This is a genomic window from Pseudomonas fluorescens, assembly GCF_019212185.1.
Classification (GTDB): domain Bacteria; phylum Pseudomonadota; class Gammaproteobacteria; order Pseudomonadales; family Pseudomonadaceae; genus Aquipseudomonas.
In genome coordinates this window covers 4,920,032-4,934,123 of record NZ_CP078138.1, presented here as the reverse complement: position 1 = coordinate 4,934,123, position 14,092 = coordinate 4,920,032, and the positions used below count along the sequence as shown (strand labels likewise).

The following is a 14,092-nucleotide window of genomic DNA, read 5'->3' as shown; positions in this document are numbered from 1 at the left end:
AAGTAAGCGTAGACCATCGTTGCATTGCCGGTTTGACGGGACTTGGCCGCTGAATTGCAACGCCTGTGGGGCAGCCGTTCGGCGGCTTTGTCATCGATCGGTCATGTGCAATGCCTAGGCTTGCACTAGGTTTGAAGGGGCACTTTTTGGCGCGTTACAGCCCTGAAACAGTGCTGGTCTAGTCCAGATAGGTAACGTTGATGCGTGAAGAGGCAACCAAGGCGGTCACAGCCATCGGCCAGGTGCTGCAGGAGCAGATCGACCACGGCTTGCTGACGCCAGCGAGCAAACTGCCGGCGGAGCGCAAGCTCAGTGAGCTGTTCGGCACCACGCGGATCACCGTGCGCGAGGCACTGTTACAACTGGAAGCCCAAGGGCAGATTTATCGCGAGGAGCGTCGCGGCTGGTTCGTTTCCCCACCACGGCTTGCCTACAACCTGATGCAACGCAGTCACTTTCACGCGATGGTCAGTGCCCAGGGGCGAGTGCCGTCGACCGAGGTCATCAGTGCACGCTTGCAGCCAGCGTCGGCGGCGGTCTGTGCCTGGCTGCAGTTGCCGGCGCTATCCAGCGTGATCCAGATCTGCCGCTCGCGACGCATCGATGGGCGCCTGGTGCTGTACGTTGAGCACTATCTGAATCCGCAGTACTTCCCGGGGATTCTCGAATTCGATCTGAATCAGTCGATCACTGAGTTGTACGCGCGGCACTACGACTTGCACTACGGACGGGTGCGCTTCGAAATTGTCCCGACCTCATTGCCGCTGGACGCGGCAGCGGCGTTGCGGGTGTCGGCGGGGAGCCCGGGGTTGCGGATTGCCCGGGTCAATTATGACCAGCATGAACGCTTGATCGACTGTGACCTGGAGTTCTGGCGCCACGATGCGATCCATGTCGGGGTCGAGGTGGTTTGAGCAGGCTATCTACTAATCCTGCTCTTTGCCGCCGCCCACATTCATCACCTGAATGCTCATCCGCGGCGTCGCCAGGTCCAGTCCGGCTTCGTCGAGGTGGCGTTTGAGCGACAGGTTGAACGCTCGCGACACTTCCCATTGCTTGATCGGCGCAGTCTTGAAGCGGGCGCGCAGGATCGCGCTGCCAGACTCGAAGCTTTCCACGCCCTGAATTTCCAGGGGCGACCAGATGTTGCGGCGTTGCAGGGGATCGGTGCGGATTTTCTGCCCGACCTCGCGCATCAGTTTGATCGCGTCGTCGATTTCCATGTTGTAGGGCACCGCCACCCGGAAGATCGCGTAGCCGAATTCCCGTGAGTAGTTCTTGATGCTTTTGATTTCGCTGAACGGAATGGTATGGACAATGCCATCGATATCGCGCAGGCGCACAGTGCGGATGGTCAGGCCTTCGACCGTGCCCAGGTGGCCGCCGACGTCGACATAGTCATCGATAGCCAGGGAGTCTTCAATGATGATGAACAGCCCGGTGATCAGGTCGGCCACCAGTGACTGCGCGCCGAAACCGATGGCCAGACCGATCACCCCGGCACCGGCCAGCAGCGGGGTGACGTTCATGCCCATGTTGGCCAGGGCGACGATCAGCGCAATGATGAAAATTGCCACGAACAGCACGTTGCGGATCAGCGGCATCATGGTCTGCGCGCGGGCGTTGGCCAGGCCCTTGCGTGAGCGAGTGAGGGCCAGGTGCACGGCGGTATCGCTGAGGATCCACACCAGCCAGGCAAAAATCAGCGTACCGGCCAAGCCAAGGATCTTCACGCTGACGTCGTGGCCATCGCCTTCGGTGAAGCGGATCAGCGACAGGCCCCAGACGCGCAGGCCCAGTTCGATGAACGTCAGCCACACCAGCAGATGTGCCAGGGTGTAGAAGAAACTCTTCAGGCGTTCCGAATACAGCGCGTGGCGCTTGGCCCCGCGTTGCGGTTTGAGGGCATGGCGACGCACCAGGCCGTTGATCACCATGCATAGCACCAGCAGCACGGTGCAGATCAGCGATTGGCGCAGGGCGGTGCTGGTGTCACCGGCGGAGACAAAGGTGGCGAACAGCGAAATGCCCACCAGCACCAGCGCCGGCAGATACCAGAAGGTCCCGAGGATTTCGATGGTGTCGCTCAGGGCACGGCGGGTCAGGCGCCGGGACAGTGGCTGGTTACGTACGAGGTGCGCGATGGGCCGGCGGAAGCGCAGGATGAACAGCCCGGTGAACAGCGCCGCAAGGACATTGGCCACGGTGGCTGTGGCGTGGGCCAGGTGCGGACCGAGGCCGGCCACCAGGCGCGGGTCGTTTAGCGCCTCACCGAAGGCGGCGAAGCTGCCGATCAGCCACAGTGGGTGGAAAGCCTGATGGCGCAGGATGTACAGCGCGCGGTGGCGGTGCGGGCCGTCGAGCAGGGAAAACGCGATCACGCAGATCGCCGAGAAGCAGGTGCCGACCACCAGCGCATAGGCCAGCACCATCGCCAGCGACTTGCCCAGTGACGAGGGCAGGGCGTAGCTCATATAGACGGTGATCACCAAAGCAATCAGCCACGGCCCGAGCTTGCGCAGGGCAAAGCGCAGCATGTCGAGGGCCTTTGGGTGTTGCGGCAGTTCTTCGGTCAGGCCGAAGCGCATGCGCACCCGATGGCCCAGCCAGATCAAGGCGGCGGCGAGCAGGCTCCAGAGCATCAGGACCACAGCGAAGCCGAAGATGATCGGCAGCCATTCGTTGGCCGGCAGCAGCAGGGCGTTGAATTCCTGCTGAGCCAGGTCGAGCTCGTCGGTCCAGCGGGTGATTGGGCTGTCGGCACCGGAAAACTGTTTCTCAATCGTCGCCAGGGTGCCGCCAATCAACCCCAATACACCTTCTTCGGCAGGCGTCTGGGCTTTGTTCGTGGCGTCGCGCAGCTTCTTCAGGTCGGCCAGCAACTTGGCTCGTTGCTGGTCGTTCTCCAGCGACTTGATCACCTCGTCCAGCGATTGCCCCAAAGGCTCGGTGGCCTCCGGCTGGGTTTTGTTCGAGCTGCCCAGCAGGCTCGGCAAACCAACGGCCTGGGCCGGTGCCATGGGCAACAGCATCAGCAGGCATAGCAACAAGGTGGAGGGCAGGGCCAGCAGGCGAGCGAACACTAGGCGGTCAACCTCAAACAGGTACAGGTTGACCGAGTGTACGAGGGGGGCAGGACCAATGCGAGCGCAGTGGCGGCTTTTATTCGTTGAGCTTGGCGAGGATCTTGATGACCACGGTGGCGAGGATCACCAGCATGCCGATCCACATCGAGAACACACCGGCATTCTTGTCGCGAAAGTTGAAGCCGATGGCCAACAGGATCATGCCCGACAGAATCGGGATCAGCATGGAGGAAAACAGTGACATCGAGATCATGGCAACAGCCTTGGCAAGGGACGGGTTCGAGTGTAGGTGGGTTTGTGGTGGGTGAGCTGACGAATGTCAATTTAATGAGATTACGTACACCTCACTGTAGAAGCTGGCTTGCCAGCGAAGAGGCTGGCACAGGCAACCTATTCATTGCCTGACACACCGTCATCGCGAGCAGGCTCGCTCCTACAGGGGATCATCAATATCAGGGTAATTCGCGCGAGGCGTAGAACGCGCTGAGCACTTTCACCAGATGCACCAGGTCATGGCTGCCACACAGTTCGCGGATCGAGTGCATGGCAAAGGTCGGCAGGCCGATGTCCACAGTGCGCACGCCCAGATGGCTGGCGGTGATCGGGCCGATGGTCGAGCCGCAACCCATGTCGCTGCGCACCACGAAGCTCTGCACCGGTACTTCTTCGGCCATGCACAGGTGGCGGAAGAAACCGGCGGTTTCGCTGTTGGTGGCGTAGCGCTGGTTGCTGTTGACCTTGATCACCGGGCCGGCATTGAGTTTCGGGCCGTGGTTGGCGTCGTGCTTGTCGGCGTAGTTGGGGTGCACGCCGTGGGCATTGTCGGCAGAAATCAGCAGCGATTTCTGGATCGTGCGCACGAACTCTTCGCCTTCAGGCAGCAGGCGGCGCAGGGTCTGTTCGAGCATCGGGCCATCGGCACCGCAGGCCGAGCAGGAGCCAACTTCTTCGTGGTCGTTGGCGACGAAGACGCAGGTTTCCTCGGTATCGGCGGTGAGCAAGGCTTGGAGGCCGGCGTAGCACGACAGCAAGTTGTCCAGGCGCGCGCCGGCGATGAAGTCGCCGTGCAGGCCGATCACGGCTGCGCCCTGGGTATCGTAGAAACTCAGCTCGTAATCCAGCACCACGTCGGCGTTGAGGCCATGTTCCAGTGCCAGTTGATTGGTCAGCACGGCACGGAAGTCGACGCGCTCGTCGCCGGCAAACTGCGCAAGGATCGGCGGCAGCTCGGTTTGCGCGTTGATCGCCCAGCCCTGGTTGGCTTCGCGGTTGAGGTGGATCGCCAGGTTGGGAATGATCGCAATCGGCGCCTTGAAATCGATCAGTTGGCTTTCGACCTTGCCGTCGCGGCGGAAGGTCACCCGGCCAGCCAGCGAAAGGTCGCGGTCGAACCAGGGGGCAAGCAGCGCGCCGCCATAGACTTCGACGCCCAGTTGCCAGAAACCCTGGCGCTGCAATTCGGGTTGCGGCTTGACTCGCAGGCACGGACTGTCGGTGTGAGCGCCGACCATGCGGATGCCGTCGTACAGCGGCGAGTTACGGCCCAGCTTGATGGCCACGATCGAGGAATCATTACGGGTGACGTAGTAGCGACCGTTGGCTTCGGTGGTCCAGGGTTCGCGCTCGTCAAGGCGCTGATAACCCGCCGCTTCCAGGCGCTGAACCAGGCTGGCAGTGGCATGAAAGGGGGTAGGGGAGGCCCTGAGGAAGTCGATCAGGCCTTGGTTCAACTCTTCGCGCATAAGTAGCTCCAGACAGCAGTGTCGCGAGTTTAACGTATTGCCCCGGCGCGTTGGGCAAGTGCTTGCGCGCCGGGATCAGTCGGCCAGGCGTTTGCGCAGGTAAGCAATGATGGTTTGTTCGTCATTTGCCCGGGCAGGCTTGGGCAGCTGTTTGGGCCAGCGTCCCTTGTGGGGGCCGAAAAATTTCTGCTGTTTGCTTTCGTCCCAGCGCAGGATTTCCCGCGCGGCCGATTCCCACCACTCATGGCGGCACACCTCGTAGTAGGGATGCTCTGGGGCGGCGCTGCCGTACAACAAGGCGCGGCCGACTTTCTTCAGGCTGTCGCTTTTATTGCGCAGCTTCCATTTGATCCGCAGCCGCTGCCAGGGCGAGGGTATCGGCTTGCAGCGCGGCACTTCGGTGCACAGCGCCGGCAATTGTGGGCGGAACTGTTCACCATGCTGGGTGAAAAAGTGCTTCTGCATGGCATGGAAAAAGTTCTTCTCGGCGAAGTAGTGATACACGAACTTCTTCGCTTCCTGCACCGGTTTGTCGCGCATGGCGAAAGAAATGGCAATTTGCTCGATGGTGTGAATATCGAACGAACCTCGGGTCCATTCGTCGATCAGTCGAATCGACTCCTCCAGCATCGCCGAGTCGCCTGCAGTGACGCCGCACAAGCCGCTGTTGTACAGCTTGAAACTGTTCTGCGCATTGATGCCGTGGGCTTGCAGGTGCTGGCCCAGTTTGACGTAGTCGGCGCGTGCGCAAACGGTGCTCCAGTCGTACTCGAAGCGATCCATCACGTACTGCCCGGGGGCGATTTTTTCAAACAATCGCAGCGGGTTTTCCAGGAACAGGGTGTCGGTGTCGACGAACAGGGTCTTGTCCGCCAGCCTCAGGCCCTGGGTAATGGCGCAGGCCTTGCGGCGATGGATGTAGCCATTATCGCCCTGCCAGCCCTTGAGGGTCTGTTCATCGAGCGTGATGGTCTCCACCGGCCAGCCGGCGTAGTCCTGCGGCCGATCGGTCATGATCCTGATGCACAGCGACTCGCCGCGCTTGAGCTGGGCGAGGGCGGTGAGCATGCTGAACTTGGCTTCGCGCCGGTAGACGTCCTTGTCGCCATAGATGAGATACAGCAACTGTTGCGGTGCGATCTCAAGGGGCGTCGACGCGGGGGAGGTGATAGGCGTCATGTGGCCAGGCGTCCTTCTGGTTTCAACAGGGGGCTTGGGGGTATTGAATGCGCTTAAAACGGTGCCGGGCACTCGAAGCGCAGGCGCTCGCCACTTTGCGGGTGGGTAAAGCTCAGCATGCTGGCGTGCAGGCATAGCCGAGGATACGCCGCCAGGGCTTGCGGGTGGGCATACAGCCCGTCGCCGAGCAGCGGGTGGCCGATGGACAGCATGTGCACGCGCAATTGATGAGAGCGCCCGGTGATCGGTGTCAGCTCGACCCGGCACCAGTCGCCGCAACGCTCGAGGACGCGCCAGAAGGTCAGGGCATGCTTGCCGAATTCGTGATCCACCACGTGCCGTGGCTTGGTCGGCGGATCGTAGCGCAGCGGCAGGTCGATGCTGCCACTGTCCAGCTCTGGCTGGCCCCAGCACAGCGCCGTGTAGGCTTTTTCGGTTTCACGATCATGAAACTGACGAGACAGCTCGCGATGGGTGTCCGGGTCACGGGCCAGCAGGATGATGCCCGAGGTTTCCCAATCCAGGCGATGAACAATCCGCGCTTCCGGGTAGCCGTTTTCCTGCAGACGGGTAATCAGGCAGTCCTTGTTGTCATCGGCACGGCCCGGCACGGAGAGCAGCAGGGTCGGCTTGTTCACCACCAGGACGGCGGCATCCTGATGGAGGATGTGGATATTCGACAGCGGCATTAAAAAACAGCCTCATAACGTGTGGGAGCGGGCTTGCCCGCGAAGGTTCAGCACAGCCAACACTGAAGTTGAGTGTGCCTGAACCTTCACGGACAAACCCGCTCCCACATTGGATCAGCAGGTGTTCTAACTGCCGTGATACCTGACGGATCGACTCAGCGATCGGGCAGGGTGATGTTGAGTTCCAGAATCGAGCAGCTGCCCTGGTTTTCCAGTGCCACGTGTACGTCATCGGAGCCGATATTGACGTACTTGCGGATCACTTCTACCAATTCCTTCTGCAAGGCTGGCAGGTAGTCCGGGGTGCTGCGTTGGCCGCGTTCGTGCGCCACGATGATCTGTAGACGCTCTTTCGCTACCGACGCGGTGCTTTGCTTTTTGTTGGCACGAAAGAAGTCAAAAAGGTTCATTGTTTAGTTGCCTCCAAACAGGCGCTCGAAGAATCCCTTCTTCTGTACATCGAGGAATCGATGATCCACGGTCTTGCCCAGCAGGCGATCTACGGTATCGCTGTAGGCCTGGCCGGCATCGCTCTGGTCGTCGAGAATCACCGGAACACCCTGGTTGGAGGCCTTGAGCACCGCCTGGGATTCCGGGATCACGCCGAGCAGGGTCACCGAGAGGATTTCCTTGACGTCTTCAACGCCGAGCATTTCGCCTTTGCTTACGCGCTCTGGATGGTAGCGGGTAATCAGCAGGTGCTCTTTGATCGGGTCTTCGCCTCGTTCGGCGCGACGCGATTTGCTGGCCAGCAGGCCAAGCATGCGGTCGGAGTCACGTACCGAGGAGACTTCCGGGTTGGTCACGACGATCGCTTCGTCAGCGAAGTACATGGCCAGGTGGGCACCTTTTTCGATACCGGCCGGGGAGTCGCAGACCACGAAATCAAAATCCTCCTTGAGTTGCATCAGCACTTTTTCCACGCCCTCGGTGGTCAGCGCGTCTTTGTCGCGGGTCTGGCTGGCGGCCAGCACGTAGAGGTTCTCAAGGCGCTTGTCCTTGATCAGGGCCTGCTGCAGGTTGGCTTCGCCGTTGACCACGTTGACAAAGTCATACACCACGCGGCGCTCGCAACCCATGATCAGGTCGAGGTTACGCAGGCCGACGTCGAAGTCGACGATGACTGTTTTGTGACCGCGCATTGCGAGGCCGGTACCGATAGCGGCGCTGGTGGTGGTCTTACCCACACCACCCTTGCCGGATGTAACCACGAGAATCTTGGCCAAGGTGTTTCACCCCTAAGGAAAAAGGACTTTTAGCCCCGAAAAACATCTCTTGAAACGACTGCAGTCGGACCGCCTTGGCTGGAATCAGGCCTGGGGCAGGGTTTACCGTTGGTAAACACCGCTTTCTGCCATTTTCCTACTTCGTTTGAGCCGTTTTCACTACGTTTTAGAGATGCTTGGAAAATGCGGCAGTATCCGTTAAAGCCGAATGATGTTCAACACGTCGCCCGACAGGCTGACTTGTACCCCAGCCCCCCAAAGCGGGTCGCGGCGCAGATCTTCGGAGACCTTGTAATGACCGGCGATGGACAGCAGTTCAGCGCTCATTTGCTGACAGAAAATCCGTGCCTTGCCATCGCCTTTGACCCCGGCCAGCGCTCGACCGCGCATCGGGCCGTATACATGGATGTTGCCATCGGCGAGAAGTTCCGCGCCCGGGCTTACAGAGGAAACCACTACCAAATCGCCACCTTGGGCGTAAATCTGCTGACCGCCGCGTACTGGCGAGGTAATGATGCGGGTCGGCTTGATCGTCGGCTCGGGTGGTTTTTCCGGTTTTTTCTGCGCTGCGGGTTCCGGCAGGTCGAGGGTGCGTTCGCGGGCGCCCGACGGCGGCAGCACCGGCAAGTCGACGGCGATCGCCGCGGCAATGTCTTCAATGCGACTGGCGCGAATGGCCAGGGTGCGCAGGCCATGGTGGCGGCACACACGCATCAGCGCCGGCAAATCGACCGTGCCTTCGTGGGCCGGCAGTTTGTCCAGGGCCAGCACCAGCGGCGCGTTGCTAAAGAAATTGGGTGCCAGAGCAACCTTCGCAGCCAGTTGCCGGTCGAGGGTTTCCAGGTCGTTGCGGGCCAGCTCCAGCACGGTAATGGCGAGCATGCTGCCCTTCAACTGGAACACGGGATCTTGGTCTAGCGGTTCGGTTTGGCTCATGGTTGGCATACAACGGCTTGTCGCTAAAAGTGCCGAGACTTATAACGAGAACGCCCGCGGCCCGCAAGCCGGGTCGAACCGTTGTAGAATGCGCGACCTTGTTGTCCGTCCGGAATCGTTAATGGATCGCCCGCAATTTCGAGCTGCATTTCTTTCCCCACGTTTTTGGCCGCTATGGTGCGGTCTAGGGCTGCTGTGGCTGGTTGTCCAGTTGCCGTATTCGTGGCTTCTTTGGATTGGTCGCCTGCTGGGTGCCGGCATGTATCGGGTCGCCAGCGAGCGCCGACGCATCGCCAAACGCAACCTTGAACTGTGTTTTCCGGAGAAAACTCCCGACGAACGCAAGCGTTTGCTCAAGGAAAACTTCGCTTCCACCGGCATCGCCTTCTTCGAAATGGCCATGAGCTGGTGGTGGCCCCGTGAGCGCCTGGCGCGGCTGTCCCATGTCGAAGGGCTGGAGCACCTGAAACAGGCCCAGCGCGAGGGCAAGGGCGTGATTCTGATGGCCCTGCACTTCACCACTCTGGAAGTCGGCGCGGCATTGCTTGGCCAGCAGCACACCATCGACGGCATGTACCGCGAGCACAAGAACCCGCTGTTCGACTTCATCCAGCGCCGTGGCCGCGAGCGCCATAACCTCGACTCTCTGGCGATCGAACGGGAAGACGTGCGCGGCATGTTCAAGCTGCTGCGCGCGGGCCGGGCGATCTGGTACGCACCGGACCAGGACTACGGCGCCAAGCAGAGTATCTTCGTGCCGCTGTTCGGGATCATGGCGGCGACGGTTCCGGCCACCAGCAAGTTCGCCAAGCTGGGCAAGGCCCTTGTGGTGCCGTTTACCCAGGAGCGCCTGGCCGACGGCAGTGGCTATCGCCTGGTGATCCATGCGCCGTTCGATAATTTCCCGGGGGAAAGCGACGAGGCTGACTGCATTCGCATCAACCAATGGATCGAAAGTGCGGTGCGCGGCTGCCCCGAGCAATACCTGTGGGCCCACCGGCGCTTCAAGAGCCGGCCACCGGGTGAGCCGAAGCTGTATGCCAAGCGTGGTTGAGGCCTGATTCTCGGACTCCTGTAGGAGCGAGGGCACCGAAAAACCCACCCAGCACCAAGGAGCGTTGCGTATGAGTCCAGGCGAACCGGTTACAGGCTTGATTCTTTCCGGCGGTGGGGCTCGGGCGGCTTATCAGGTGGGGGTGCTGGCGGCCATCGCCGAACTGCTGCCGGCAGGTGCGAGCAATCCGTTTCCGGTGATCGTCGGCACCTCCGCCGGGGCGGTCAACGCAGTGAGCCTGGCCAGCGGCGCGCTGGACTTCAGCGCTGCGGTCCGGCGCTTGACCGAGTTCTGGCAGGGTTTTCGTAGCCATCAGGTGCTGCGCAGCGATTGGCCGGGGGTGATTCGCCAAGCCAGTCGCTTCGTCAGCCACAGCCTGCTGGGGATTGGCGCCAAGGTCCCGGTGGCGCTGCTCAACAGCTCGCCCTTGCGCCACTTGCTGGAGCACAAGCTCGACCTGCGCGGCATCGACCAGGCCATCGCGCAAAAGCAGCTGCACGCCGTGGCTGTCACTGCCTTTGGTTACGAATCCGGGCAAGCCGTGACCTTCTACCAGGGCGGGCGCAGCATCGATGCCTGGCTGCGCCATCGGCGAGTTGGTGTGCCGACCCAGCTCAAGGTCGAGCACTTGCTCGCCAGTTCGGCAATCCCCTTGCTGTTTGCCCCGGTAAAAATCGGTGACGAGTACTTCGGTGATGGTGCCGTTCGTCAGTCGGCGCCGATCAGCCCGGCGCTGCACCTGGGCGCGAGCCGGGTGCTGGTGGTAGGGGTCAGTGGCAACCCGCGCGGCCTTGACCCGCAAAATCCCATGCAGCGCGCCTACACCGGCCAGCAGCCATCGCTGGCTCAGATCGGCGGACACATGCTCAACAGTACGTTCATCGACAGTCTGGAGAGTGATATCGAGTTGCTGCAGCGCTTGAATCAGTTCAGCCAGTTGCTGCCCATCAATGAGCAGTCACGTAGCCTCGGTGTGGCGCCGGTGGACGTGCTGGTGATCGCACCCAGTCAGCCGATTGACGAAATCGCCGCCCGCCATCGCCAGGAACTACCACCCGCGCTACGTCTGTTTTTACGCGGCCCGGGCGCGACCAGGACCAGCGGGGCAGGGGTTTTGAGTTACTTGCTGTTCGAGGCCGGGTATTGCAGCGAACTGATCGAACTGGGGCGGCGTGATGCCTTGGCCAAGCGCGACGAATTGTGCCGCTTCCTGGGTATCACAGAGCCGGCCATCCCGGCCTGAAAGACCATCGAACCGTCCTGCGCAGTATTTTTTCCCGATACTGCATCCAATCGGTCCTCTGGCGGGTAGTACAGGTAGTAGCCCTTGCTGCTGAACTGTTCCCTCATCTGGAGAGACCCCCATGAACGCTAAACGATTCTTCGGTATTGTCGGCGCCACGCTCACCGCCACCTGCTGGTTGTCCGCCGCGCCTGCGGCCTTCGCGCAAGCTCAACTGCCTGACAGCATCAAAGTCCCGGACGGTCATAAAATCGCCCTGGAGACCGTCGGCGTTGGCGAAATCACCTACGAATGCCGTGACAAACCCAACACAGCCGGGCAGACCGAGTGGTTTTTCGTCGGGCCCAAAGCCGTGCTCAATGATCGCAGCGGCAAGCCGGTTGGCAGCTACTTTGGACCGCCCGCCACCTGGCAGGCCAAAGATGGTTCGACCGTCACCGGGACCCAACTGGCGGTAGCGCCGGCGGGCACTGGCGACCTGCCTTATCAATTGGTCAAGGCCAACCCTGCGCAGGGCCAGGGTGCGATGAATGGTGTCAGTTACATCCAGCGCCTGGCCGTCAAAGGTGGTGTTGCGCCTGGCACTAAGTGTTCCGTGGCTAACCGCGGCGCCCGAGAAGTGGTGAAGTATCAGGCGGACTATATTTTTTGGGCCGCCAAGTAAGCCCTCGATCTGCAGCAGCTTGCTGGCGTGCAAAGTGGTCTACGCTGCTGCGTGGAACCCCAGCCTCAGGGCTGGGGGCATTTATCCCTTGTTGGTAGCTGAAGTCCTTGTCCCTACCCGAGCACGGTTATGACTATGAAGCCTGCCTGGCGGCGTGCGCTCGCGGCGAGAAGCAGGCATTGCGGGCGTTGTATGAGCAGGAAAGCGCCCGGCTCCTGGGCGTCGCCCAGCGCATCGCTGGCGACAAGGCCCTGGCCGAAGACATTGTGCACGATGCCTTTATCAGGATTTGGACCGGTGCCGCCAGCTTTGATCCAGCACGGGGTTCGGCGCGCGGCTGGATCTTCAGCGTGACGCGCCATCTGGCCTTGAACTTTGTGCGAGGGCACGCCCGCGAAGTGCCTTACAGTGAGCCAGAAACGGTGGCTGCGGAACACTTGGATACCTTCGATTATCAAGCCCGTTCCGGGCGTATTTATGGCTGCCTGGAGCAGCTCGACCCCGCGCGTCGTAACTGCCTGTTGCACGCGTATGTGGACGGCTACTCGCATTCACAGATTGCGCAAAAAATGAACACACCCCTGGGGACCGTCAAAGCCTGGATCAAACGCAGCCTGGCGGCATTGCGCGAGTGCATGGGATGAACACACGCCCTGAAGACGACAGTCCGGACGCCACCGACGAACTGGCCAGTGAGTATGTGCTGGGCACCTTGCCCGCCGAGCAACGCCTCGAGGTTCAGCGGCGTCTTGAGCGTGATCCAGGGCTGCGGGCCGCAGTGGATAGCTGGGAGCAGCGCTTGCTGGCCTTGACCGAGCTTGCCGAACCGCAAACGCCGACGCCCAGGCTGTGGGAGCGAATCGAGCGCAGCCTGGGCAGTCTCGAGCGACGCACACCTGACGCACGCTCTAAGCCCGTCACCTCATGGTGGAATCTTCTGCCGTTGTGGCGCGGGCTCGCAGGCGCGGGGCTGGTGGCAAGCTTGCTACTCGGCATCATGCTGCTGACGAGAACGGTGGCGGTGAGTCCGACCACCTATCTGGTGGTGTTGGTAGCGCCGCAGAATCAGGCGCCCGGCTGGGTGATCCAGGCGAGCAGTCCGCGGGAAATCCAGTTGATACCCTTGGGGGTGGCGCAGGTGCCGAGCGACAAGGCGCTGGAGTTCTGGACCAAGGCCGATGGCTGGCAGGGTCCGGTATCGCTGGGCTTGGTCAAGCCTGATCAAACACTGTCGGTGCCGTTGGACAAACTGCCGCCACTGCAGCCCAACCAATTGTTCGAGTTGACCCTGGAGAATCCTGGCGGATCGCAGACAGGCAAACCGACTGGGCCGGTGCAGTTCATCGGTCGTGCGGTCAAAGTGCTCTGACACCGCTGTGACTTCTGCAGGTGATGCGCGCCTGCAGAAGTCGGTCGCAACGAAGGCCGGTCAGTTCAGACTCAGAAGTGCACCTTGACCAGGAAACTGGTCACGCTCTGGTCGGTCTTGAAGGCCTGAGTGTCTTCGATACCGTACTTGTCTTTCCAGTAGTCGTACTCGACACCCACGTACAGCTGCTTCTCGCCCAGGTTCAGCGCCTTGCCCAAGTCGTACTTGATCTGTGGGTTGAAGTGCAGGTTGGCGTGGTAGGTGCCTTTGCTGTTGACGTCGTTGTCGACCACCCAGTCCATATAACCGTCGATCAGCACGTCGGAGCTGCCTACAGGAATGGTGTAGGACCAGACCGGAGTGATCTGCCAGACATCATCACCCGGGCGGCTACCTTCGGTGTGGCGGCTGTAGAAGTTCAACTGGAAGTAGTCGAAGCCCGGGATCGCCAGATCGAAACCTGGACCGATCAGGTAGGACTCGGTGTCGTCTTCGCCAAACTCGTAGGTCATGGCCAGCAACACGTCCTTGATCGGACCGAATTCGAATTTCTGGTCGAAGATTTTTCCGAACGACAGGCGCGGCTGGAACTCGCCGTAGTGGGTGTTTTTGCCAGCGAAGGCATCTTCTTTACCGTTGTAGAAGATCTTGTCGATGAAGAAGAAGTTGTCGCCGTACTTCCAGCCATCGGCGTGCTCGAAGGTCACGGTCTGCTGGATCCGCGGGTTGACTTGAAAGTCTTTGCCGTAGAGGTAAGTCAGGCTGTTGTTCTGCCACTGCAGCAGATCGCCGGCCATGGCTTGGCCGCCTGCCAACAAGGATCCCGCGAGCATCAGGCTAGTGCACGTACGTTTCATTCGGTTGCTCCCAAAGTAAGTGGTTCCACGTTTTTGAGTCGGCGCTC

General features: G+C 60.9%; 15 protein-coding genes. 6 read left to right on the top strand and 9 right to left on the bottom strand.

Annotated features, from left to right (window positions below):
* Positions 1-200 precede the first annotated feature (200 nt).
* The gene (phnR, locus tag KW062_RS21985) at positions 201-914 is read left to right on the top strand and encodes a phosphonate utilization transcriptional regulator PhnR (protein WP_027620019.1); all 714 of its coding nucleotides are present in this window, start codon (positions 201-203) and stop codon (positions 912-914) included.
* Positions 915-926: 12 nt separating this feature from the next.
* Here the strand turns inward: phnR and KW062_RS21980 are convergent, their stop codons facing one another.
* The 8 genes from KW062_RS21980 to minC all read right to left on the bottom strand — a co-directional run bounded on the left by KW062_RS21980 (position 927) and on the right by minC (position 8,858).
* The gene (locus KW062_RS21980) at positions 927-3,083 is read right to left on the bottom strand and encodes a mechanosensitive ion channel domain-containing protein (RefSeq protein ID WP_027620020.1); all 2,157 of its coding nucleotides are present in this window, start codon (positions 3,081-3,083) and stop codon (positions 927-929) included.
* 79 nt (positions 3,084-3,162) lie between these two features.
* Positions 3,163-3,339, bottom strand: coding sequence for a hypothetical protein (locus tag KW062_RS21975; RefSeq protein WP_177327264.1), 177 nt, complete (start codon positions 3,337-3,339; stop codon positions 3,163-3,165).
* Positions 3,340-3,538: 199 nt separating this feature from the next.
* A complete protein-coding gene (locus tag KW062_RS21970) occupies positions 3,539-4,828 on the bottom strand; it encodes a M18 family aminopeptidase (protein ID WP_105753800.1) in 1,290 nt (429 codons plus the stop codon).
* 75 nt (positions 4,829-4,903) lie between these two features.
* Complete coding sequence (locus KW062_RS21965; RefSeq protein ID WP_105753799.1) at positions 4,904-6,007, bottom strand: hypothetical protein; 1,104 nt, start codon at positions 6,005-6,007, stop codon at positions 4,904-4,906.
* A 53-nt stretch (positions 6,008-6,060) separates the two neighbouring features.
* Entirely contained in the window at positions 6,061-6,696 is a 636-nt protein-coding gene (locus KW062_RS21960; protein WP_027620023.1) for an RluA family pseudouridine synthase, read from the bottom strand.
* 155 nt (positions 6,697-6,851) lie between these two features.
* Positions 6,852-7,106: a cell division topological specificity factor MinE gene (gene minE / locus KW062_RS21955; protein WP_027620024.1), complete on the bottom strand. Its 255-nt coding sequence runs from the start codon at positions 7,104-7,106 to the stop codon at positions 6,852-6,854.
* A 3-nt stretch (positions 7,107-7,109) separates the two neighbouring features.
* Complete coding sequence (gene minD / locus KW062_RS21950; RefSeq protein ID WP_027620025.1) at positions 7,110-7,922, bottom strand: septum site-determining protein MinD; 813 nt, start codon at positions 7,920-7,922, stop codon at positions 7,110-7,112.
* Positions 7,923-8,120: 198 nt separating this feature from the next.
* Complete coding sequence (gene minC, locus KW062_RS21945; protein ID WP_027620026.1) at positions 8,121-8,858, bottom strand: septum site-determining protein MinC; 738 nt, start codon at positions 8,856-8,858, stop codon at positions 8,121-8,123.
* 121 nt (positions 8,859-8,979) lie between these two features.
* Between minC and KW062_RS21940 the strand changes: the two genes are divergently transcribed.
* The 5 genes from KW062_RS21940 to KW062_RS21920 all read left to right on the top strand — a co-directional run bounded on the left by KW062_RS21940 (position 8,980) and on the right by KW062_RS21920 (position 13,188).
* On the top strand, positions 8,980-9,912 hold the full coding sequence (locus KW062_RS21940; protein ID WP_033866304.1) for a lipid A biosynthesis lauroyl acyltransferase: 933 nt from the start codon (positions 8,980-8,982) through the stop codon (positions 9,910-9,912).
* Between the two features lie 70 nt (positions 9,913-9,982).
* Positions 9,983-11,155: a patatin-like phospholipase family protein gene (locus KW062_RS21935; RefSeq protein ID WP_027620028.1), complete on the top strand. Its 1,173-nt coding sequence runs from the start codon at positions 9,983-9,985 to the stop codon at positions 11,153-11,155.
* Positions 11,156-11,276: 121 nt separating this feature from the next.
* Positions 11,277-11,819 (top strand): DUF3455 domain-containing protein, encoded by a 543-nt coding sequence (locus KW062_RS21930; RefSeq protein WP_105753798.1) that lies wholly within the window; start codon positions 11,277-11,279, stop codon positions 11,817-11,819.
* Between the two features lie 107 nt (positions 11,820-11,926).
* Positions 11,927-12,463, top strand: a complete 537-nt coding sequence (locus KW062_RS21925; protein WP_105753797.1) for a sigma-70 family RNA polymerase sigma factor — start codon at positions 11,927-11,929, stop codon at positions 12,461-12,463.
* Complete coding sequence (locus KW062_RS21920; RefSeq protein WP_105753796.1) at positions 12,460-13,188, top strand: anti-sigma factor; 729 nt, start codon at positions 12,460-12,462, stop codon at positions 13,186-13,188. Before KW062_RS21925 ends, KW062_RS21920 begins: the two co-directional genes overlap by 4 nt.
* 71 nt (positions 13,189-13,259) lie before the next feature.
* Here the strand turns inward: KW062_RS21920 and KW062_RS21915 are convergent, their stop codons facing one another.
* On the bottom strand, positions 13,260-14,045 hold the full coding sequence (locus KW062_RS21915) for an outer membrane protein OmpK (RefSeq protein WP_105753795.1): 786 nt from the start codon (positions 14,043-14,045) through the stop codon (positions 13,260-13,262).
* Positions 14,046-14,092 lie beyond the last annotated feature (47 nt).